The organism is Streptomyces sp. NPDC029956 (assembly GCF_055574655.1).
Genome location: NZ_JBVHZJ010000003.1, coordinates 244,582 through 265,904 on the forward strand (window position 1 = coordinate 244,582; position 21,323 = coordinate 265,904).

General features: G+C 71.7%; 19 protein-coding genes. 14 read left to right on the top strand and 5 right to left on the bottom strand.

Annotation, left to right across the window (positions count from 1 at the left end; all coding sequences use genetic code 11):
- Positions 1-167 precede the first annotated feature (167 nt).
- Positions 168-1,256 carry a DUF5937 family protein gene (locus ACZ4XX_RS03620; RefSeq protein ID WP_468506339.1) on the bottom strand — a complete coding sequence of 363 codons (1,089 nt, stop codon included), beginning with the start codon at positions 1,254-1,256 and terminating at the stop codon, positions 168-170.
- 147 nt (positions 1,257-1,403) lie between these two features.
- Here ACZ4XX_RS03620 and ACZ4XX_RS03625 point away from each other — a divergent pair, with 147 nt between their 5' ends.
- Positions 1,404-1,598, top strand: coding sequence for a hypothetical protein (locus ACZ4XX_RS03625; protein WP_468506340.1), 195 nt, complete (start codon positions 1,404-1,406; stop codon positions 1,596-1,598).
- A 36-nt stretch (positions 1,599-1,634) separates the two neighbouring features.
- Here ACZ4XX_RS03625 and ACZ4XX_RS03630 read toward each other — a convergent pair whose 3' ends face one another.
- On the bottom strand, positions 1,635-2,792 hold the full coding sequence (locus ACZ4XX_RS03630; RefSeq protein WP_468506341.1) for a threonine aldolase family protein: 1,158 nt from the start codon (positions 2,790-2,792) through the stop codon (positions 1,635-1,637).
- 125 nt (positions 2,793-2,917) lie between these two features.
- Between ACZ4XX_RS03630 and ACZ4XX_RS03635 the strand changes: the two genes are divergently transcribed.
- The 10 genes from ACZ4XX_RS03635 (at position 2,918) to ACZ4XX_RS03680 (ending at position 11,151) form a co-directional block, all read left to right on the top strand.
- Positions 2,918-3,883 (top strand): Rossmann-like and DUF2520 domain-containing protein, encoded by a 966-nt coding sequence (locus ACZ4XX_RS03635; protein ID WP_468506342.1) that lies wholly within the window; start codon positions 2,918-2,920, stop codon positions 3,881-3,883.
- Entirely contained in the window at positions 3,880-4,962 is a 1,083-nt protein-coding gene (gene panC / locus ACZ4XX_RS03640; protein WP_468506343.1) for a pantoate--beta-alanine ligase, read from the top strand. The genes ACZ4XX_RS03635 and panC overlap by 4 nt, the downstream gene beginning before the upstream one ends.
- Positions 4,959-6,653 carry an L-aspartate oxidase gene (locus ACZ4XX_RS03645; RefSeq protein WP_468506344.1) on the top strand — a complete coding sequence of 565 codons (1,695 nt, stop codon included), beginning with the start codon at positions 4,959-4,961 and terminating at the stop codon, positions 6,651-6,653. The genes panC and ACZ4XX_RS03645 overlap by 4 nt, the downstream gene beginning before the upstream one ends.
- Positions 6,654-7,679: a carboxylating nicotinate-nucleotide diphosphorylase gene (gene nadC / locus ACZ4XX_RS03650; protein ID WP_468506345.1), complete on the top strand. Its 1,026-nt coding sequence runs from the start codon at positions 6,654-6,656 to the stop codon at positions 7,677-7,679.
- On the top strand, positions 7,679-8,485 hold the full coding sequence (locus tag ACZ4XX_RS03655; RefSeq protein WP_468506346.1) for a type III pantothenate kinase: 807 nt from the start codon (positions 7,679-7,681) through the stop codon (positions 8,483-8,485). The genes nadC and ACZ4XX_RS03655 overlap by 1 nt, the downstream gene beginning before the upstream one ends.
- A gap of 124 nt (positions 8,486-8,609) precedes the next feature.
- On the top strand, positions 8,610-9,188 hold the full coding sequence (locus ACZ4XX_RS03660) for a hypothetical protein (RefSeq protein ID WP_468506384.1): 579 nt from the start codon (positions 8,610-8,612) through the stop codon (positions 9,186-9,188).
- Positions 9,189-9,202: 14 nt separating this feature from the next.
- Entirely contained in the window at positions 9,203-9,385 is a 183-nt protein-coding gene (locus tag ACZ4XX_RS03665) for a hypothetical protein (protein WP_468506347.1), read from the top strand.
- Positions 9,386-9,571: 186 nt separating this feature from the next.
- A complete protein-coding gene (locus ACZ4XX_RS03670; protein WP_468506348.1) occupies positions 9,572-10,042 on the top strand; it encodes a BlaI/MecI/CopY family transcriptional regulator in 471 nt (156 codons plus the stop codon).
- A gap of 29 nt (positions 10,043-10,071) precedes the next feature.
- Complete coding sequence (locus tag ACZ4XX_RS03675; protein WP_355962746.1) at positions 10,072-10,617, top strand: amino-acid N-acetyltransferase; 546 nt, start codon at positions 10,072-10,074, stop codon at positions 10,615-10,617.
- A 198-nt stretch (positions 10,618-10,815) separates the two neighbouring features.
- Positions 10,816-11,151 carry a histone-like nucleoid-structuring protein Lsr2 gene (locus ACZ4XX_RS03680; RefSeq protein ID WP_030324199.1) on the top strand — a complete coding sequence of 112 codons (336 nt, stop codon included), beginning with the start codon at positions 10,816-10,818 and terminating at the stop codon, positions 11,149-11,151.
- Here ACZ4XX_RS03680 and ACZ4XX_RS03685 read toward each other — a convergent pair.
- Positions 11,130-11,720 (bottom strand): SCO3374 family protein, encoded by a 591-nt coding sequence (locus tag ACZ4XX_RS03685; protein WP_468506349.1) that lies wholly within the window; start codon positions 11,718-11,720, stop codon positions 11,130-11,132. The genes ACZ4XX_RS03680 and ACZ4XX_RS03685 overlap by 22 nt on opposite strands.
- A gap of 494 nt (positions 11,721-12,214) precedes the next feature.
- On the opposite strand from ACZ4XX_RS03685, the gene ACZ4XX_RS03690 reads away from it, so the two are divergent.
- Positions 12,215-14,737, top strand: coding sequence for an ATP-dependent Clp protease ATP-binding subunit (locus tag ACZ4XX_RS03690; protein WP_187621651.1), 2,523 nt, complete (start codon positions 12,215-12,217; stop codon positions 14,735-14,737).
- A gap of 23 nt (positions 14,738-14,760) precedes the next feature.
- Here the strand turns inward: ACZ4XX_RS03690 and ACZ4XX_RS03695 are convergent, their stop codons facing one another.
- Positions 14,761-17,763 carry an NACHT domain-containing protein gene (locus ACZ4XX_RS03695; protein ID WP_468506350.1) on the bottom strand — a complete coding sequence of 1,001 codons (3,003 nt, stop codon included), beginning with the start codon at positions 17,761-17,763 and terminating at the stop codon, positions 14,761-14,763.
- A 475-nt stretch (positions 17,764-18,238) separates the two neighbouring features.
- Between ACZ4XX_RS03695 and ACZ4XX_RS03700 the strand changes: the two genes are divergently transcribed.
- Positions 18,239-18,946 (top strand): M23 family metallopeptidase, encoded by a 708-nt coding sequence (locus ACZ4XX_RS03700; protein ID WP_468506351.1) that lies wholly within the window; start codon positions 18,239-18,241, stop codon positions 18,944-18,946.
- 16 nt (positions 18,947-18,962) lie between these two features.
- On the opposite strand, the gene ACZ4XX_RS03705 is transcribed toward ACZ4XX_RS03700, so the two are convergent.
- On the bottom strand, positions 18,963-19,520 hold the full coding sequence (locus ACZ4XX_RS03705) for a TetR/AcrR family transcriptional regulator (protein ID WP_468506352.1): 558 nt from the start codon (positions 19,518-19,520) through the stop codon (positions 18,963-18,965).
- Between the two features lie 101 nt (positions 19,521-19,621).
- Between ACZ4XX_RS03705 and ACZ4XX_RS03710 the strand changes: the two genes are divergently transcribed.
- Positions 19,622-21,205 carry an MDR family MFS transporter gene (locus ACZ4XX_RS03710; RefSeq protein WP_468506353.1) on the top strand — a complete coding sequence of 528 codons (1,584 nt, stop codon included), beginning with the start codon at positions 19,622-19,624 and terminating at the stop codon, positions 21,203-21,205.
- Positions 21,206-21,323 lie beyond the last annotated feature (118 nt).

A 21,323-nucleotide genomic window follows, 5' to 3' on the forward strand; every position in this document is an offset into this window, starting at 1 on the left:
CACGCCCTCTCCGCCTGAACCCCGGCCGTGCCGCTGTCGGACGGGGCCCGGCCCCGGTCCTCTGGCGGGGCCCGGCCGCCCGCCCGGCGCCGGGCGGGCGGCCCGGCGGGAGGGTCGGCCCGGCGGGAGGGTCGGCCTGGGACCGGTGGTCGGCCCGGGACCGGGGCCTACCGCAGCACGCTCTCCAGGAAGTCGCTGCCGAGGCGGGCGACGACGGCCACGTCCAGCTGGTGCAGGACGTAGCGGCCACGGCGCTGGGTGGTGATCAGACCGGCCTTCTTCATGACCGCGAGGTGGCGGGAGACCTCGGGGGCACTGATGCCGTACGTGTCGGCGAGCTCGCTCGTCGAGTACGCCCCCCGGGCGAGGCTGCGGCTCAGCCGCATCCGCATCGGGTGGGCGACCGCCTCCATACGCAGCATGACCGTGTCGACGGGGGCACCGCCGCCGAGGTCGCGGGCGGGCACCGGGTACTGGATCACCGGCTGCCAGCCGGGGGCGTGCAGCGCGAAGAGGTGCGGCCAGCCGAAGGCGGTCGGCAGGAACGTCACGCCCGTGCCCTCGGCGTCCGCGCGGCCCTGGACCAGCTTGTCGACGACGATCCGGGAACCCGCCTCGTCCTCCTCCAGGACCATCGCGGAGGACACGTCGGCGACGGCCTCGGCCAGGCCCTTGCGGCGCATCAGCTCCGTCTTGTGGCGGGCGTCGGCGGAGAGCTGGACCCGGACGCGGCGCCAGGTGTCGGCGAAGAAGGCCTCGTCGCAGTCCTCCATGAGCCGCCGGATCCACGCGCGCGTACCGGGAGGGTCGGCGAGCATCCGCTCCACGAACGCCGCCTGGCGCGGTCCGCGCGCGGCGGCCAGTTCGAGCGCCCGGCGCCGCGACCGCTCGTCGACGAGCGGCGAGGGGGCGCCGCGCGAGTAGCGGCTGGCGCAGGAGATCTCCAGGGCCGAGCCCACGTACTTCTCGTCGTCCATGCGGTCGAGGTCGTCCAGCTCCTCGGCGAGGGTCGCGCGGGGCAGGGCGGGCAGCAGGATGTCGGAGCGGGTGGACCGCCACATGAAGTCGGCCTCGTGCAGCCGGTCCGCGAGCTCGGGCTCAAGCGCGGCGGCCGTCGCGGTGGTCCAGGCGTGCAGCCTGGCGTGGTGTGCGGGCTCGGCGAGGGCGTGCAGGGCGGCGCCCAGCTCCGCCAGCGGCGAGGGGCAGAAGACGATCCGCTCGCGCGGCAGTCCGGTGATGTCGATGGTCACGCTCACCCCACCATGGTGCGGGGTGGGGCGGGGAAGGTGTCGCGACGTTTGACGAGGGCCGTCAATCGGCGTGACGTCGGGCCCGGGACCACCGTTTGACGGGAGCCGTCAAACGGAGCGCCGTGGGCCCGGGGCCGGGCCCACGGTGAGGTCATGAACGCGATGCACCAGTACCTCTTCGACGCCTACCGCGCCGCTCGCCTCGGTGAGCCGACGCCGCCGGCGCCCGGCACCCATGACCTCGCCGTCCTGCGGGCGGTCCGCGACCGGCGCCGTTTCGAGCGGGTCCTGGCGGGCCGCCCTGCGAGGGGCGGTCTGCGGGCCGCCCTGCGCCGCCGCGCCTCCTGACCCCAGGAGCGAGCGAGGCCAACGCGAGCGGGCCTGCTACCCCAGTCGCGCCAGGAACTCCCGTACCGCCGCCCGTACGTCCTCCGCCGTCCACTCCAGGCCCGGTCCCGCCACCGTCAGCTCCGTCACGGCGACCCCCGGCGGGCCTCCCGCGCCCGGGGTGAACCAGCGGCGGAAGAGGACCGTGCCGGTGGCCTCGGTCAGGGCGAGGGACGCCGCCGTCAGCCTCTCGGCCTCGTACGGCAGCCAGACCTGGAACTGGTGGGTGTGCGGGGTCCCGGGGTGGACCCGGAACCATCCGGTGCCCGCCTCCGTGAGCGCCTCCCGGACCGCGTCGGCCACCACGCGCGCGTGGGCCACGTACGAGGGCAGCCGGGGCAGCTCCTCGTCCAGGCCCCGGAGCGCGGAGAGGGCCGCCGGGTACTGCTGGAACAGCTGGCCCCCGTACCGGTGGCGCCACACCCTCGCCTCGGCCATGACGTCCTCGGGTCCGGCGAGCGCGGCGCCGGAGTGCCCGCCGAGCGACTTGTAGAACGAGACGTAGACGCTGTCGGCGAGCCCTGCGATCTCCGCGAGCGTACGGCCGAAACGGGGCGTGCACTCCCAGAGCCGCGCCCCGTCGAGATGGACCACGGCGTCGCGCTCGCGGGCCGCCTCCACCACCGCGGTCAGCTCCTCCCAGGACGGCAGCACGAAGCCGGCGTCCCGCAGCGGCAGCTCCAGCATCAGCGTTCCGAAGGGCTCCGGATGGTCCCGTACCTCCTCGGCCGTCGGCAGCCGGGGCGCGTCGGTCGGGTGGACGGTGCGGAGCCCGGAGACGGCCCCGAACGCGCCGTCCTCGTGGACCTCCGGGTGGGCGAGCGGATGGAGGGCGACGACGGGGCTGCCGGTCCGCCCGGCCCAGCAGCGCAGGGCCACCTGCTGCGCCATCGTGCCGGTGGGGAAGAAGACGGCGGAAGGGAGGCCGAGCTCCTCGGCGACGCGCCGTTCCAGCTCCTCGACGAGCCCGTCCCCGTAGGTGTCGAGCGGCCCCTCGCCGTGGCCGGAGGTCTCGGCCCAGTCGGCGAGTTCACGCAGCCGCGTGCCCACCGTGCCGTCCACCTGGGTGCGCCACAGGGTGCGGTCGGCGCCGCCCCAGACCTTCGCCCGGTGGAGCCGGGCCGCTTCCTCGTCCACAGGGTCAACAGGATTCATGCAGCGATCATCACACCACCGCCCACACCCTGTGGACAGCCACGGAGCACCGCGAAACGCTGGCGTAGCATGACCAGAAATCGTCCGGTACCCGCCGAGGACTGGAACGGAAGGCCGTCCCCACCGTGAACGCATCAGCAGCGCCAGAGCCCCGAGCCGAGGACCGACCCGCCCGGCTCACCGTCGGAGTCGTCGGCGCGGGCCGCGTGGGCCCCGCCCTCGCCGCCGCCCTCCGGCTCGCCGGGCACCGCCCCGTCGCCGTCTCGGCGGTCTCCGACGCCTCCCGGCGCCGCGCCGCGGAGTTCCTGCCCGACGTTCCCGTCGTGGAGCCCGCGCGCGTCCTCGCCCTCGCCGACCTGGTCCTGCTGACCGTGCCGGACGATGCGCTGCCCGGTCTGGTCGAGGGCCTCGCCGACACCGGAGCCGTACGGCCGGGACAGATCGTCGTGCACACCTCCGGGCGGTACGGGGCCCGGGTCCTGGACCCCGTCCGGCGCGCGGGCGCCCTGCCCCTCGCCCTGCACCCCGCGATGACCTTCACCGGCACGCCCGTCGACGTCCAGCGCCTGGCCGGCTGCTCCTTCGGGGTCACCGCGCCGGAGCAGCTGCGGCTGGCGGCCGAGGCCCTGGTGATCGAGATGGGCGGCGAGCCCGAGTGGATCGCCGAGGACGCCCGCCCGCTCTACCACGCGGCGCTGGCGCTCGGCGCGAACCACCTGGTCACCCTGGTGGCCCAGTCGATGGAGCTGCTGCACAAGGCCGGGGTCGCGGCCCCGGACCGGATGCTGGGCCCGCTGCTCGGCGCCGCCCTGGACAACGCGCTGCGGTCCGGTGACGCGGCCCTCACCGGCCCCGTCGCGCGCGGTGACGCCGGCACGGTCGCCGCCCACGTCGCAGAGCTGCGCAAGCACGCGCCCGGCACGGTCGCCGGCTATCTGGCGATGGCCCGCACGACCGCCGACCGCGCGCTCGCGCACGGCCTGCTCAAGCCCGAGCTGGCCGAGGACCTGCTGGGCGTGCTCGCCGACCCCTCGACGGGCGAGACCGGCACCACCGGAGCGGCCGAAGGGCCGCAAGGAGACGACCGATGAGCCTGTCCGCGCGTGACCGCGCCGTGAGCGGCCGTCCCGACGACCACCGGCCGGCCGGACTCCTGCGCACGGCCGAGGACCTCCACGACGCCGCGGCCCGCTTCGGCGCCCCCGGCAGGAACGCCGTGGTCATGACCATGGGCGCCCTCCACGACGGCCACGCCTCCCTGGTCAGGGCCGCGCGCGAGCGCGTCGGCGACAAGGGCTTCGTCGTCGTCACCGTCTTCGTCAACCCGCTCCAGTTCGGTGCGGGCGAGGACCTCGACCGCTACCCCCGCACCCTCGACGCCGACCTGGACGTGGCCTTCGCCGCGGGCGCCGACGCCGTCTTCGCGCCGTCCGTCGACGAGGTCTATCCGGGCGGAGAGCCCCAGGTCCGCATCACCGCGGGCCCCATGGGCGAGCTCCTCGAAGGCGCCTCCCGGCCCGGCCACTTCGACGGGATGCTGACCGTCGTCGCGAAGCTGCTCCACCTCACCGCGCCCGACCTGGCCTTCTTCGGCCAGAAGGACGCCCAGCAGCTGGCCCTGATCCGCCGGATGGCCCGCGACCTGAACTTCCCGGTCGAGATCGTCGGCGTGCCGACGGTCCGCGAGACGGACGGCCTCGCCCTCTCCAGCCGCAACCGTTACCTGTCGGCCGACGAGCGCCGTACCGCCCTCGCGCTGTCCGGCGCGCTGTTCGCAGCCCGTGATCGGCTCGCCGCCCAGGAGGCGCTGCGCGCGCGTGCCGTGGCCCTGCCCGGCGACCAGAACCGCGCCGAGGCCCTCGCCCGGCTCGGCGAGGCCCGGGCCGCCGCCGACGCCCACGCGGTCGCGCAGGCGGCCGAGGGCTGCGGCGCCGATGCCGTACGGGCCGCGGCCCGTACCGTGCTCGACGACGCGTCGCGGGCCGAGCCGCCGCTCGTCCTCGACTACCTCGCCCTCGTCGACCCGGCCGACTTCACCGAGGTCGCCGACGACCACGACGGGGAGGCGATCCTCGCGGTCGCCGCGCGCGTGGGCGCCACGCGGCTGATCGACAACATCCCCCTCCTTCTCGGAGCCACCATGTCCACCACGTTCGGAGCCACCCAGTGACCGGAATACGGCTGCACGCCCCCGCCCCCGGCTGGGCCATCGACGCCGACGTCGTCGTGGTCGGCTCCGGGGTCGCCGGCCTCACCGCCGCCCTGCGCTGCACCGCCGCCGGGCTCCGTACGGTCGTCGTCACCAAGGCCCGGCTCGACGACGGCTCCACGCGTTGGGCCCAGGGCGGCATCGCCGCCGCCCTCGGCGAGGGCGACACCCCCGAGCAGCACCTCGACGACACCCTGGTGGCCGGCGCAGGGCTGTGCGACGAGCGGGCGGTCCACGTCCTCGTCACCGAGGGCCCCGACGCCGTCCGCCGGTTGATCGCGACCGGCGCCGACTTCGACAAGACCGCCGACGGCGAGATCGCGCTGACCCGCGAGGGCGGCCACCACCGCCGACGCATCGCGCACGCGGGCGGGGACGCGACCGGCGCCGAGATCTCCCGCGCACTGGTCGAGGCGATACGGGACCGGGGCGTGCGCACCATCGAGCACGCCCTCGTCCTCGACCTCCTGACGGACGCCGAGGGCCGTACGGCGGGCGTCACCCTGCACGTGATGGGCGAGGGCCAGCACGACGGCGTCGGCGCCGTCCACGCGCCCGCGGTGGTCCTCGCCACCGGCGGCATGGGGCAGGTCTTCTCCGCCACCACCAACCCGGCGGTCTCCACCGGCGACGGCGTCGCGCTCGCGCTCCGTGCCGGGGCCGAGGTCTCCGACCTGGAGTTCGTCCAGTTCCACCCCACGGTGCTCTTCCTCGGCGCCGGCTCCGAGGGCCAGCAGCCGCTGGTCTCCGAGGCGGTACGGGGCGAGGGCGCCCACCTGGTCGACGCCGACGGGGTCCGCTTCATGGTCGGGCAGCACGAGCTGGCCGAGCTGGCGCCCCGGGACATCGTCGCCAAGGCGATCACGCGCCGCATGCAGGATCACGGCACGGAGAACATGTACCTCGACGCCCGCCACTTCGGCGCCGAGATGTGGGAGGAGCGCTTCCCCACGATCCTCGCGGCCTGCCGCTCGCACGGCATCGACCCGGTCACGGAGCCGATCCCGGTCGCCCCGGCCGCCCACTACGCCTCCGGCGGCGTCCGCACCGACCTGCGGGGCCGGACGACCGTCCCCGGCCTGTACGCGTGCGGTGAGGTGGCCTGCACGGGCGTCCACGGCGCCAACCGGCTCGCCTCGAACTCCCTCCTGGAGGGCCTGGTCTTCGCCGAGCGGATCGCCGACGACGTCATCGCCGCGGCCCCGCGCGTGCCGGGCGCACCGGTGCGGCACGCGACCCCGGTGACCCTGCCGCTGCCCGTGGCCGGCGCCCGGACCCGTATCCAGCGGATCATGACGGCCGGCGCCGGCGTGCTGCGCTCCGAGGCCAGCCTGCGGGAGGCGGCCGAGGCCCTCGACGCGCTGCACAGCGACGCACTCGCCGGCGGCACCGACGACACCAAGGCGGGTGAGCCGGGCGTGGACTCCTGGGAGACCACCAACCTGCTCTGCGTCTCCCGGGTCCTGGTCGCCGCCGCCCGCCGCCGCGAGGAGACCCGCGGCTGTCACTGGCGCGAGGACCACCCGGACCGCGACGACACGGACTGGCGCCGGCATCTCGTCGTACGCCTCACCCCGGAGCGGACCCTCGACGTCCGGACGACCGGCACGCATGACTTTCCCCCCACCTCCGAAGCCACCAGGGAGCCGTAAGTGACCACGCCCGAGGAAGCCCGTCCGAAGCCCGTGGACGTCCCTCTCATCCAGATCAACTCGGTCTCGTCCGACGAGGAGGCCGGCGGCTGCGGCGACGGCTGTGGCTGCGGCGGCGGGGGCGAGGAGTTCGAGTGCGGGCTCGACCCTGCGCTCGCCGAGCTCCTCGCGGACGCCGGTCTCGACCCCGTCCAGGTCGAGGACATCGCCCACCTCGCGATCGCCGAGGACCTCGACGGCGGCGTCGACGTGACGACCGTGGCGACCGTCCCCGAGGACGCCGTCGCGACCGCCGACTTCACCGCCCGCGAGGCCGGTGTCGTGGCCGGTCTGCGCGTGGCCGAGGCCGTGCTCTCGATCGTCTGCGACGACGAGTTCGAGGTCGAGCGGCACGTCGAGGACGGCGAGCGCGTCGAGGCCGGACAGGTGCTCCTCAGCGCCACCGCCCGCACCCGCGACCTGCTCACCGGCGAGCGCAGCGCGCTCAACATCCTGTGCCGCCTCTCCGGCATCGCCACCGCCACGCGCGCGTGGGCGGACGTCCTGGAGGGCACGAAGGCCGAGGTCCGCGACACCCGAAAGACGACGCCGGGGCTGCGCGCCCTGGAGAAGTACGCGGTCCGCTGCGGCGGCGGCGTCAACCACCGCATGTCGCTCTCCGACGCCGCCCTGGTGAAGGACAACCACGTGGTGGCGGCCGGCGGCGTGGCCGAGGCCTTCAAGGCCGTGCGCGAGCTGTTCCCCGAGCTGCCCATCGAGGTCGAGGTCGACACGATGGACCAGGTCCGCGAGGTCCTGGACGCGGGCGCCGACCTGATCCTGCTCGACAACTTCACCCCGGGCGAGACCGAGGAGGCCGTCGCCCTCGTCGCGGGCCGCGCGGCCCTGGAGTCCTCGGGCCGGCTGACCCTGGAGAACGCGGCCGCGTACGCCGCGACCGGTGTGGACTACCTGGCCGTCGGCGGCCTCACCCACTCCTCCCCGATCCTCGACATCGGCCTCGACCTGCGCGAGGTGCGGGCCTGATGCTGCTCACCATCGACGTCGGCAACACGCACACGGTCCTCGGTCTCTTCGACGGTGACGAGATCGTCGAGCACTGGCGGATCTCCACCGATCCGAGCCGCACCGCCGACGAGATGGCGGTCCTGCTCCAGGGCCTCATGGGCATGCACCCGCTGCTCGGCGTCGAGCTGAGCGACGGCATCGAGGGGATCGCCATCTGCGCGACGGTCCCCTCGGTGCTGCACGAGCTGCGCGAGGTCACGCGCCGGTACTACGGGGACGTTCCGGCGGTCCTGGTGGAGCCCGGCGTCAAGACGGGCGTCCCGGTCCTCACGGACAACCCCAAGGAGGTCGGCGCGGACCGCGTGATCAACGCGGTCGCCGCCGTCGAGCTCTACGGCGGCCCGGCGATCGTCGTCGACTTCGGTACGGCGACGACGTACGACGCGATCACCACGCGCGGGGAGTACGCGGGCGGGGCGATCGCGCCGGGCATCGAGATCTCGGTCGAGGCGCTCGGGGTCAAGGGAGCCATGCTCCGCAAGATCGAACTGGCCCGGCCGCGCAGCGTCATCGGCAAGAACACGGTCGAGGCGATGCAGTCCGGCATCGTCTACGGGTACGCGGGCCAGGTCGACGGCGTCGTCGCCCGCATGAAGCGGGAGCTCGTCGGCCCCGGCGGCGACCCGTCGGACGTGACCGTGATCGCCACCGGAGGCCTGGCGCCGATGGTCCTCGCCGACTCCAAGGAGATCGACCAGCACGAGCCCTGGCTCACCCTGATCGGCCTGCGGATGGTGTACGAGCGGAACGTCTCCCGCATGTGAGGGCCGGGGGCGGCCCCGCCGGCCCCCGGCCGCCACCGGCGCGCCGGAATGATCGCTAAGAGGAAATTGTCCGATTAGCGCGTATCGTCGCCCCATGCCCACGCCATACGGATCCCGCGGCGGCATGGCGTTCAGCGCGGACGAGCTGCGTGTGCTCCGCCGTGCCCTCGCCGTCGCCCTCCACCCCGCCCCCCTCCAGGACGAGGACGTCCAGGACGCCCTGTGCCTGGCCGAATCCGTTGACGAGGCCGTACGCGAGGCCGGCCGACTGCGCGCCTTCCTCCTCGACGACCTGGCCCGCTACCGCGAGGCACTGCCCGGGTCGCTCAGCGGCTATCTGGAGCTCCTCCAGGACGCCCTCGCCTCCGGGTACGACCCCGCGGCCGACGACCTCGCCGCCCTGCGCGCGCTGCGCCGCAACCCCGCGGCCGCCGCGCTGCTCGCCCGCTGCCAGATCCTCGCCGAGCGCTCGGTGCGCGCGCGCCTGGCCCGGGTCTCCCAGGCCACCACCACCTCCCTGGCCGCCTCCACGGCCCCCAGGGCCCGGCTGCTCGCCCTCCCCGGCGGCCGGTCGGCGGCCGACGAGCCCAAGCCGACACCGCCGGCCCCGGCCGAGCGTCCGGTGCCCAAGCCGTCGGAGGTCTTCCCGCCGCGCCGGAGGCCCGTACCCCCGCCCCCGCCGGAGGAGCGGGTCGCCGGATAGCTAGTCTGGTCGCCATGGACTACGTATCCGCGCTTGTGCCGCCCATCGTGATGGCCATCTTCTTCTTCGGTGTCGTCGCCATCATCATCAAGAGCCAGGGCGGGCCGAACAAGGCCAAGGAGGACGCGATCGTGGACGCCGCGATCGCCCGCGCCGAGGCCGTGCGCCAGTCGGCGGACAACGGCCCCAGGGGCTGAGGTCCGGCGGACGCCGAGCTCCGGCAGGGGCTGGGCTCCGGCAGGGACCGAGGGTCCGCGTGGACCCCGCACCACGCACCACCGCGGTACCCGGGACGTACGACCCTTCGAGGTCGTACGTCCTTTTTGTTGCGTTTCTCGCCCTCAATCGCCTCCTATTGTCCCTTTGCGCACTAAAGTGACGTTGTGCCCCGTCCTTTGGGAGAGCTCGAAGACGCCGTCATGACGCGCGTCTGGCAATGGAACCGTCCGGTGACCGTCCGCGAAGTTCTCGAGGACCTTCAGCAGGAACGGTCCATCGCCTACACCACCGTCATGACCGTCATGGACAATCTCCATCAGAAGGGCTGGGTCCGCAGAGAAGTCGAAGGCCGTGCCTATCGATATACGGCGGTCTCCACCCGCGCCGCATACGCGGCCGCGCTGATGAACGAGGGATGGGCCCAGAGCGACAACCCGGCCGCCGCGCTCGTCGCCTTCTTCGGGATGATGTCGCAGGACCAGCGCGAGGCCCTGAACGACGCCATCCGTATCGTCCAGCGCGACAACCCGATCCCCGCCCCCGCCCCGGCTCCCGCTCCCGCCGAGCCCGAGGAGAAGACCGGCGGAACCGAGGGGACCGGCGGAACCGGCGGAACCGGGGCCCGAGAGCGATAACCGCGCCCCGGGGGCGATAGCGTCCCCCCATGTCGCCGTCCGCTTCCCCGGCCGCCTCCGCGGCCTCCGCCAAAGCCGTCACCGTACGCAGGGCACGTACCGGAGATGTCGCCGCGGTCCGCCGTCTCGTCGATCCCTTCGTCCAGCGCGGGATCCTTCTCGACAAGGCGACCGTCACCCTTTACGAGTCCATCCAGGAGTTCTGGGTGGCGGAACGCGACGAGGACGCCACCGTCGTCGGCTGCGGCGCTCTCCATGTGATGTGGGAAGACCTCGCGGAAGTCCGCACTCTCGCCGTCGATCCCGACTTCAAGGGCGCCGGCGTAGGACATCAGGTGCTCGACAAGTTGTTGCACACGGCCCGATGGCTCGGGGTGCGGCGGGTATTCTGCCTGACCTTCGAAGTCGACTTCTTCGCGAAGCACGGCTTCGTCGAGATCGGCGAGACCCCGGTCGACGGAGATGTCTACAGCGAGCTCCTCCGTTCCTATGACGAGGGAGTCGCCGAGTTCCTCGGTCTCGAACGAGTGAAGCCGAACACCTTGGGCAACAGTCGGATGCTTCTGCACCTGTGACGCGGAACGCCCCGGAACCCCGTGGAACGCCGGACGGAACCCCGTGGGGAACCCTGGCGGAACCCCGACGGAACCCTATGTCCGAATCGCGCACGTTTCCCGCGTTGCCGGGGTTCTGAACCTCTGCCAGGGGTTTGTGTTTTTCCGGGAAAAGCGGTTTCCTTTCCGCGTACTGCATTTTCGATGAAAGGAAATCCGGTGGCACAGAAGGTTCAGGTCCTTCTTGTCGACGACCTCGACGGCGTCGAGGCGGACGAGACCGTGACGTTCGCGCTGGACGGCAAGACCTACGAGATCGACCTCACCACCGCCAACGCGGAAAAGCTCCGTGGCCTGCTCGAGCCGTACACCACGAGTGGCCGTCGCACCGGTGGCCGCACCACCGGCGGACGCGGCAAGGGCCGCGCCGTGGCGACGGGCAGCCAGGACACCGCGAAGATCCGCGCGTGGGCCAAGGAGAACGGCATGAACGTGAACGACCGTGGTCGCGTTCCCGCCGACATCAAGGCTGCCTACGAGGACGCGAACCGCTGAGGCGGCAGCTGCTGAGCCTCCGGCCCCCGGGCCCGGGCACTCAGCAGCCGCACCCGGTGGCACTCCGCTGCGGCGGCGGCCACGAGACGCACCAGGCACGGGGCGGTCCCCCCGCCCCAGGGCGCGGACCGCAGCGCCGGCAGCGAGGACTCGACCTCGCGGCCGGGTGCCGGGGCCCGCAGCCACACGGCGGCGCCCGGCGTGCCGGATCCGCCCCGCCCCGGGGGAAGGGGCGCGGTCATCCGGCCGTCGGTGCCCAGCGCGGCGAGATCCAGCGAGATGCCGCCCCACTCGAGCCAGTCGAGCAGTCCCGGCAGCTCCTCCGCGCTCCCCGCGGCCACGAGCAACCGCATCCGGCGCCCCAGCAGGGCCACCGGACCCGTCGCCGGACCCGTCCTGCGCAGTACACCGCGGCCGGCCGTCGCGGGCAGCTCCAGGACGTCGAAGCGCAGCCCTGTGACCAGCTGCACCGGCGGGCCGGCCACCGTGGCCCAGCCGAGCTCGTGCTCGTACCACCGTGCGAGACCGTCGTCGATCGGCGTACGGGGAAGCGGGACGGTGAAGGGCATGCCCGGGGAACTCCCGGAGGGGCACGATGGTTACGCCGGAGAAGGCGCGACGGCCGCCCCACCCACCGTTCCCGGTGACGCACGGTCCCCCTCCGAACGCGCAAGGTGTCCGTGATGGGGCGTACGAGTGCATTCGGCAGCGCAAGGGTGTTCGCTGGTAGCGGAGGGAACCGGGGTGCGCCGCATGGAGTGTCCGTCCTTACGGGTAAGACATTCCTAGTGGAGAGGGGCGACTCGCGGGCTTCGGCGTCTCACGTTCGCCATCGGCGTACTGATGACGCGGGTAACTACTTGGCCTGCGGGAACATCGTCTCGCACCATCGGGTTGGAGCATTTGTCGGCTGTTCGGCAGCAGGTCTCCCCGCGGAAGAGGGGGTGATCCGGACGGATGTCGGCAGTTGGAATGAGCGGTCCCCGCTTGCGGGACTAAGCTGCGGAAGGACAGGGAGGGGATCGACCCCTAACTGACTGACCGCTCTGAGGAGCGATTAACGATGTTCGAGAGGTTCACCGACCGCGCGCGGCGGGTTGTCGTCCTGGCTCAGGAAGAAGCCCGGATGCTCAACCACAACTACATCGGCACCGAGCACATCCTTCTGGGCCTTATCCACGAGGGTGAGGGTGTCGCCGCTAAGGCCCTGGAGAGCCTCGGGATTTCGCTCGAGGCGGTCCGCCAGCAGGTGGAGGAGATCATCGGGCAGGGGCAGCAGGCCCCGTCCGGGCACATCCCCTTCACCCCTCGCGCCAAGAAGGTCCTGGAGCTCTCGCTCCGTGAGGCCCTCCAGCTCGGCCACAACTACATCGGCACCGAGCACATCCTGCTCGGCCTGATCCGCGAGGGCGAGGGCGTCGCCGCCCAGGTCCTCGTGAAGCTGGGCGCCGACCTCAACCGGGTGCGGCAGCAGGTCATCCAGCTGCTCTCCGGCTACCAGGGCAAGGAAGCCGCCACGGCCGGCGGTCCTGCCGAGGGCACCCCCTCGACGTCCCTGGTCCTCGACCAGTTCGGGCGCAACCTCACGCAGGCGGCCCGCGAATCCAAGCTCGACCCGGTCATCGGGCGCGAGAAGGAGATCGAGCGGGTCATGCAGGTGCTGTCCCGCCGCACCAAGAACAACCCGGTGCTCATCGGCGAGCCCGGCGTCGGCAAGACCGCCGTCGTCGAGGGCCTGGCGCAGGCCATCGTCAAGGGCGAGGTGCCCGAGACCCTCAAGGACAAGCACCTCTACACCCTCGACCTCGGTGCGCTGGTCGCCGGCTCCCGCTACCGCGGTGACTTCGAGGAGCGCCTGAAGAAGGTCCTCAAGGAGATCCGCACCCGCGGCGACATCATCCTGTTCATCGACGAGCTCCACACCCTCGTGGGTGCGGGTGCCGCCGAGGGCGCGATCGACGCCGCCAGCATCCTCAAGCCGATGCTGGCCCGCGGTGAGCTCCAGACCATCGGTGCGACCACGCTGGACGAGTACCGGAAGTACCTGGAGAAGGACGCGGCCCTCGAGCGCCGCTTCCAGCCCATCCAGGTCGCCGAGCCGTCGCTGCCGCACACCATCGAGATCCTCAAGGGTCTGCGCGACCGGTACGAGGCCCACCACCGGGTCTCCATCACCGACGAGGCCCTCGTCCAGGCCGCGACCCTGGCCGACCGGTACATCTCGGACCGCTTCCTCCCGGACAAGGCGATCGACCTGATCGACGAGGCCGGCTCCCGGATGCGCATCCGCCGGATGACCGCGCCGCCGGACCTCCGCGAGTTCGACGAGAAGATCGCCGGCGTCCGCCGCGACAAGGAGTCCGCGATCGACTCGCAGGACTTCGAGAAGGCCGCCTCGCTCCGTGACAAGGAGAAGCAGCTCCTCGCCGCGAAGGCCAAGCGCGAGAAGGAGTGGAAGGCCGGCGACATGGACGTCGTGGCCGAGGTCGACGGCGATCTGATCGCCGAGGTCCTCGCGACCGCCACGGGCATCCCGGTCTTCAAGCTGACCGAGGAGGAGTCCAGCCGCCTGCTCCGCATGGAGGACGAGCTCCACAAGCGCGTCATCGGGCAGAAGGACGCCGTCATCGGCCTCTCGCGGGCCATCCGCCGTACGCGTGCCGGTCTGAAGGACCCGAAGCGCCCCGGTGGCTCGTTCATCTTCGCCGGTCCGTCCGGTGTCGGTAAGACCGAGCTTTCGAAGGCGCTCGCCGAATTCCTCTTCGGCGACGAGGACGCGATGATCTCCCTCGACATGTCGGAGTTCAGCGAGAAGCACACGGTTTCCCGTCTCTTCGGTTCGCCGCCCGGATACGTCGGCTACGAAGAGGGCGGCCAGCTCACCGAGAAGGTGCGCCGCAAGCCGTTCTCCGTCGTCCTCTTCGACGAGGTCGAGAAGGCCCACCCCGATATCTTCAATTCCCTTCTCCAGATCCTGGAGGACGGTCGCCTGACCGACTCCCAGGGCCGGGTCGTGGACTTCAAGAACACGGTCATCATCATGACCACCAACCTCGGGACCAGGGACATCTCGAAGGGCTTCAACCTGGGCTTCGCCGCCCAGGGCGACACGAAGTCCAACTACGAGCGGATGAAGGCCAAGGTCAGCGACGAGCTGAAGCAGCACTTCCGCCCGGAGTTCCTCAACCGTGTGGACGACATCATCGTCTTCCCGCAGCTGACGCAGGACGACATCCTCCAGATCGTCGACCTGATGATCGGCCGCGTCGACGAGCGCCTCAAGGACCGGGACATGGGCATCGAGCTCTCCCAGTCCGCGAAGGAGCTCCTCGCCAAGAAGGGCTACGACCCCGTGATGGGCGCCCGGCCGCTGCGCCGGACGATCCAGCGCGAGATCGAGGACTCGCTGTCGGAGAAGATCCTCTTCGGCGAGCTGCGCCCCGGTCACATCGTGGTCGTGGACACGGAGGGCGAGGGCGACGAGCGCACCTTCACCTTCCGCGGCGAGGAGAAGACGGCTCTGCCGGACGCCCCGCCGATCGAGGCGACGGGCGGCACGGGCCCGAACCTGTCCAAGGACGCGTAAGGCACAGCGCCTGAGCACAAGGGTCAGACGCTGATCACGACGGAGGGCGCGAGCTGCTCGGCGCCGGTGAACCGGACCTCGAACGCATAGACCGTCTCGAGCAGAGGCAGGGACGCCAGCGGTGCGAGGTCGTGGACCACGGCTTCGTCCTGCGCCAGGAGGAACACCTGGCGCAGGGCGGGGAAGGCCCGTGCGGCAGAGCCCAGGGACGCGGTGGTGCCGCCGGCGCAGTCCAGGGCGAGCGACCTGATCGACGGGAACCGCAGCGATTCCGGGAGGTGACCCAGGCTTCCTGCCGACACCTTGATGTCATGGAGGCCGCTCATGGTGGCCATCACGGCCCAGTCCTCCTCGGACAGGGGCGCGAGACCGTGGACGCTCAGCGACGTCAGGCCGGTGAGGTGTCGGAGGGAGGCGAGCCCGCCCCCGGGGCGACCGAAGAGCACGAGGCCCCTCAGTTCGTTCTCGGTGGGGAAGGGGGCCCGGAGCCCGACGAGGACTCCCGGCATCTGGAGGTGCTCGGCGCCGCCGATCGTCTCGCGCAGCAGGGCCACGCCGTCGGGGCTCAGACCGGGCCGCAGTTCCAGCTCCTTGGGGCGCATCCCGAGGCGCACGACCTCGGCGGCCTGCTGGTCGGACACGAGCGTGAAGCGCAGGTCCTCCGTGTCGAGCCGGGTGATGATCTCCTCGGCGTACCTCGCGGGGTCGAAGCGCGACCACCCCCACATCAGCTGGGAGCGCACCGGGAGGAACGAATGGTCGGCGAACCGGGCGAGGTAGGGCAGCGCGGCGTCGTCCGTGATGTGGGTCGCCGTGGTCGTCACGCCCCATGCCTCCTCGTCACCCACCTCCTCGGGGCCCGGCAGCAGGTCCAGGACCGCCCGCCCCACCGAGGCCAGCTCCCGTGCCTCCACGGGGCCGCGCGGCGGAATGACCTCCCCCGTCCGCGCCATGATCCGTTCCCGTACCTCCGGCGCCACCTCCGTCGCGTGGTCGAGCGCCGTCGCCGCCACCACCAGGATGCGGAGCTCCGTACGGCGGTCCGGTGCCGTGTCGGCCGCCTTCAGCAGCTCGTCGAAGATCTCCGCGCACTCGCGCGGGCGCGCGTGTCCGACGGCCATGCGGATGACGTCCTCCCACTGGTCGTCCGCCGCGTGCCGGACCAGGACGCCGATGTCCCACCGGTCCACCAGTGCCTTCGCCGCCAGGTAGTCCTGGAAGGTGCGGTGGACGAAGTCGACCGTGTCGGCGGTCGGCTCGCGCAGCAGGCCGCTGCGGTGGAGGAGGTGGGTGAAGACCGCGCCGGGCTCGTACGCCGCCGCGTCCGTGATCGCCGGGACGGCCTCCCGCACCACCGACTCCGCGCGTGAGCGGTCCATCGTCGTGCGGCCGTTGAGCGTCAGCCAGTGGGCGAGGCGTTGGATCAGCTGGATCTGGGGGGCGTCGTCGAGATCGATGCCGTACGGGGTCCCCATGTCCCGCTCCCGGTCCCGGCGCGAGAGCAGCATCGCGAGCGCCGCGTCGTACAGCGCCTTGCGGCCACGGGGCAGGAAGCCGCGCCTCCCGTGGTGCAGGGCGCAGATCAGGCCGCACATCAGGGGGCTGGTGGCGAGCCGGGCGACGTCCGCCGTCGTGCGCAGCGCGTCGAGGAGGGGCTGCTCGTACGGCGCCGCCGGCGGCCCGGCGGCCCGGTGCCAGCGGCGGACGAAGGTGGCGACCTCGGTGGAGGACATGGGGGCGAGGGCGAGCTCGGCGAAGCCGTCCGACGCGAGCCAGTCGTCGCTCACGGCTGTGGGGCGGGAGGTCACGAGCCAGCGGTTGCCCTCGTAGGAGTCGAGCAGGTCGCGGAGCCAGCGGCGTGCCCGGTCGCGCTCGACTTCGGGAATCTCGTCGATCCCGTCGACGAGGACCAGGCCGCGGCCGGCGGCGAGGACGCGGTCGGCCCAGCCGTCGGGCGGGGTGAGCGGGCAGCCGACGGCGGAGAGGAAGCGGTCGGGGGCGGGCAGCCGCTCACCGTGCCGGGTGAGGGCGCGGAGGGGGAGGACGAAGGGGACGCGGTGGTGGAGGTACGCCATGTCGTCGGCGTTCCCGTCCCCGGCGGGGGCGTCCTCGCGCGCGGCGGAGACCGCCAGCCACTGGACGAGGGTGGTCTTGCCGGAGCCGGCCGCTCCGCGCAGGAGCACCTTGTCGTGCCGGGCGAGGACCTGGTCGGCGCGTCCGCCGAGCGGGGCGCCCAGGTGGACGGCCGGGCGGATGTCGGCGAACGCGGCGGTGCCCGCGTCCGAGCCCGCCCACGGCTTCTCAGGCGACGGGCCTCCCGTCGCCTCCAGCGACAGGTAGGCCACGTTCAGCGGCCAGTTCTCCGGTGCGTCCCGCAGGTCCACCCCGGAGATCATCAGTCGGCCGTGCTTCTTCGCCAGGTGGTTCAGGTAGCGCCGCTCGAACTCCGCGTCCCGGCCGTCCGCCCGGGGCACCCGGCGGATCACCTCGTCCAGCTTCGCGATGAGCTCGCTCTGCCCGCGGGTCTGTTCCACCAGGCTGCGGGCCACGAACGTGGAGCGCTGGGTGAAGAAGTCGAGGATGTGGAGGCAGGCCCACTCCGTCATCGACTCCAGATAGCGGACCGAGTCCGTCGACAGGCCGTCCGGGGCCTGGGCCGCCGCGCGCAGGCGGCGGGCGAGGGCGGTGTGGCCGAGGCGGACGGCCTGGACGTCGTCCATGTCGAGGTCGCCGAGGGCGAGGAGGGTCGTGGCGAGGGTGTCGGTGACCGCCTCGGTCTCGTCGGCGGGGAAGGGCCGCTCGCCGGCCCCTTGCACGGACCGGCCCACCAGCGTTCCCGCCAGCTTCCGGACGTCCTTCTCCGTCAGCGTGTGCTGCTCGCCGCGGAAGGAGACCAGTGAGGAGAGCCTGACCTTCTCCGATCGGCCCGTGAGGCCCGCCCCTGGACCCTCGCTGACCAGCAGTTTCTTCAGGAGCGGGCCGATCGCGGACGAGGCGAGTCGTACGCCGATGAGTGCCGGTTCCATGTGTGTCCCCCCGTGGGTCCCCGAAGCGGTCAGCGTAGTGCGGGACGGCCTTTCGGACGGTGCGGTTGCGTGACCCAGATCCCATCGGGGGCGGGTGCCTGGTGACAAGGCGCACAGGGGTTTCGAGGGGTACTAGGCGGAATAGTGGCGACCTTTGGTGGCGAATCGGGACGTTCAGGTGTGAACCGTCGGGACTTTGGTCCCCGAGTGTCCCGAACCGGACGCCAGAAGGCGTTTTACGCGGTTCCGGCACCTCGTGACATGCAGATAAACCGGTTCTCTTGTGTCGGTATGTCCGATTTCGAAGGAGGTCTCCGAGGGCGTCAAGGGGCGAACTTCTCCGGAGATCGCTACGACGCGATGTCGTAGATGGGGTGTTTTGGGATGACCGGGGGGCCGGGTTACCAAGGATGAGCAAGCCCGACGCAGAGCACCGTTCGCGTCGGGTCCCGTACTTCCCGGAGGTTTCCCCCGTATGTCGAAGCGCATGAACCCCGCCGCCCGTGTCACCGTCGTCGCTCTTGCCGCCGCCGGCCTGGGAGCGACGATGGTGACCGGAGCTGGGTCCGCCTTCGCCGCCGAGGGCAAGGCCGTCACCGCCCCGGTCGCGGTCACCGCGTCCGCCGCCGTCGCCGCTCAGGCCGACGCCCAGGCGCACGTCGCCGCCCAGGTGAAGGCCGCTGCCGCGAAGGCCACGGCCGTCAAGAAGGCCGCCGCGGTCAAGAAGGCCGTCGCCGTGAAGCCGGTCGCCGCCAAGAAGGCCCCGTCCTGGGTCAAGCCGGTCGCCTCGTACACGCTGTCCGCCAGCTACAACCAGGGCGGCGCCATGTGGGCCCACAAGCACTCCGGCCAGGACTTCGCCGTTCCGGTCGGCACCCCGGTCAAGGCCGCGGGCACCGGCACCGTCGTGAAGGCCGGCCCGAACGGCGGCGGCGACGGCCCCGCGTACGGCAACGCGATCGTCGTCAAGCACGCCAACGGCACGTACTCGCAGTACGCCCACCTGTCGAAGATCAAGGTGCACATCGGCCAGAAGGTCCTCGTCGGTCAGCAGATCGCCCTCTCGGGCAACACCGGCAACTCCTCCGGCCCCCACCTGCACTTCGAGATCCGTACGACCCCGAACTACGGCTCCTCCGTGAACCCGGCCGCCTTCCTGCGGTCCCACGGCGTCTCCATCTGAGCCGTACGAACAGACCTCATGAGGCCCGGTGGGCCTGATTGAGCAGATCGAGGGCGACCTCGAGGGTGGCCCTGTGCTTCTCCTCGGGGTCGCCCTCGATGTTCTGCATGAAGAACGTGCCCGCGTGCAGCGTGAAGATCGCGCTGACGCAGCGGACCTGGTCCACCATCGCGAAGTCCGGCTCCTGGATCAGCGCGGTCAGTGCGAGCATCCGCTCCTTGAAGGTGAGGCCGACGCTCAGCTCGCGGACCGTCGCCTGGTTCTCCTGCATGAAGCGGTAGAGCGGTGCGGCCGCACGCAGTGCCACCTGGTAGCGGCGCAGGACCTCCTGCCGGGTCTCCAGGGAGCGGGGCTGCTCCTCGGCCCAGGCGATCAGCTCGTCCATGGGCCGGGTCATGTCCTCGAAGACCCCGATGAGGATGTCTTCCTTGGTCTTGAAGTGGTAGTAGAGCGCCGCCTTGGTGACGTCGAGGCGTTCCGCGATCTCGCGCAGGGAGGTCTTCTCGTAGCCCTGTTCGGCGAAGAGATCCAGGGCCACGTCCTGGATGCGCTGGCGGGTGTTGCCTCGGGCCATGACTGCCCTCCACTTTCCGAAGAACTTACTTGACGACCGGCAAGTTACAGGTCTACCGTCCCCAGTGTAGTAACTAGCCGGGCGGCAAGTAAGGGATGAAGATGACGACGCAAGCCACAGCGACACCGGCACAGGGGGAGACGGAACCGCAGCCGCGCAGCGTCCGCGTCGTCCTGCTCGCCCTGATGATCACCATGCTCCTCGCGATGCTGGACAACATGATCATCGGCACCGCGATGCCGACCATCGTCGGCGAGCTCGGCGGACTTGAGCACCTCTCCTGGGTCGTCACCGCCTACACGCTGGCCACCGCCGCCTCGACCCCCCTGTGGGGCAAGTTCGGCGACATGTTCGGCCGCAAGGGCGTCTTCCTCACCTCGATCGTGATCTTCCTGATCGGTTCGGCGCTCAGCGGCATGGCCCAGGACATGGGCCAGCTCATCGGCTTCCGTGCGATCCAGGGCCTCGGCGCCGGTGGCCTCATGGTCGGCGTGATGGCGATCATCGGCGACCTCATCCCGCCCCGCGAGCGTGGGAAGTACCAGGGCATGATGGCCGGCGTGATGGCCCTCGCCATGATCGGCGGACCGCTGGTCGGCGGCACCATCACCGACCACTGGGGCTGGCGCTGGTCCTTCTACATCAACCTGCCGCTCGGCGCCGTCGCCCTCGCCATGGTCACCACCGTCCTGCACCTGCCGAAGAAGCAGCGCGCCACGGGCACCCGGATCGACTTCCTCGGCGCCGCGCTGCTGACCGTCGGCATCACCGCGATCGTCCTGGTCACCACCTGGGGCGGTACGGAGTACGCCTGGGGCTCGGCCACCATCGTCGGACTGGCGGTCGGTGGAGCGCTCTCTCTCGCCGCCTTCCTCCGGGTGGAGACCCGCGCGAGCGACCCGATCATGCCGCTGCACATCTTCCGCAGCCGCAACTTCACGCTGATGTCCCTGATCGGCTTCATCACCGGCTTCGTGATGTTCGGCGCGGTCCTCTACCTGCCGATCTTCCAGCAGTCCGTCCAGGGCGCCTCGGCGACCAACTCCGGCCTGCTGCTCCTGCCGATGCTGCTGTCGATGATGGTCGTCTCGCTGGTCGTCGGCCGGTTCACCACCAGCACCGGCAAGTACAAGATCTTCCCGATCCTGGGCGGCGTGCTCATGACGGTCGGTCTCTTCCTGCTCTCCACGATGGACACCGACACCTCGCGGCTGATCTCGGGCGTCTACATGGCGATCCTCGGCGCCGGCATGGGCTTCCTGATGCAGATCACCATGCTGGTCGCCCAGAACAGCGTCGAGATGAAGGACATGGGCGTCGCCTCGTCCTCCACCACCCTCTTCCGGACGCTCGGCTCCTCCTTCGGCGTCGCGATCATGGGTGCGCTCTTCACGAGCCGCGTCCAGGACGAGATGGCGGCGAGCGGCGGATCCGGCTTCACCGAGCGGACGGCCCAGCTCGACGCGGCCAGCCTGGCCAAGCTGCCGGAGGCGCTCCGCGAGGCCTACCAGCACGCGGTCTCGACGGGCACGCACGGCGCCTTCCTGGTCGCCGCCGCGGTCTCCGTCCTCGGCCTGGTCCTCGCCTTCTTCGTCAAGGAGGTGGCGCTCCGCGGCGCCGGTCCGGCGACGGCCCCGAAGACGGCCGAGGGCGACGACACGGTGAAGGTCGCCGAGACGGTCTGATCACCTCGTGAGAGGTGCGTGCGTACGGCGGTGGGGGGGGGGGGGGGGGGGGGGGGGGGGGGGGGGAGGGGGGGAGGAGAGAGGGGGAGGGCGGGGAGGAAGGCGGGATAAAGAGAGG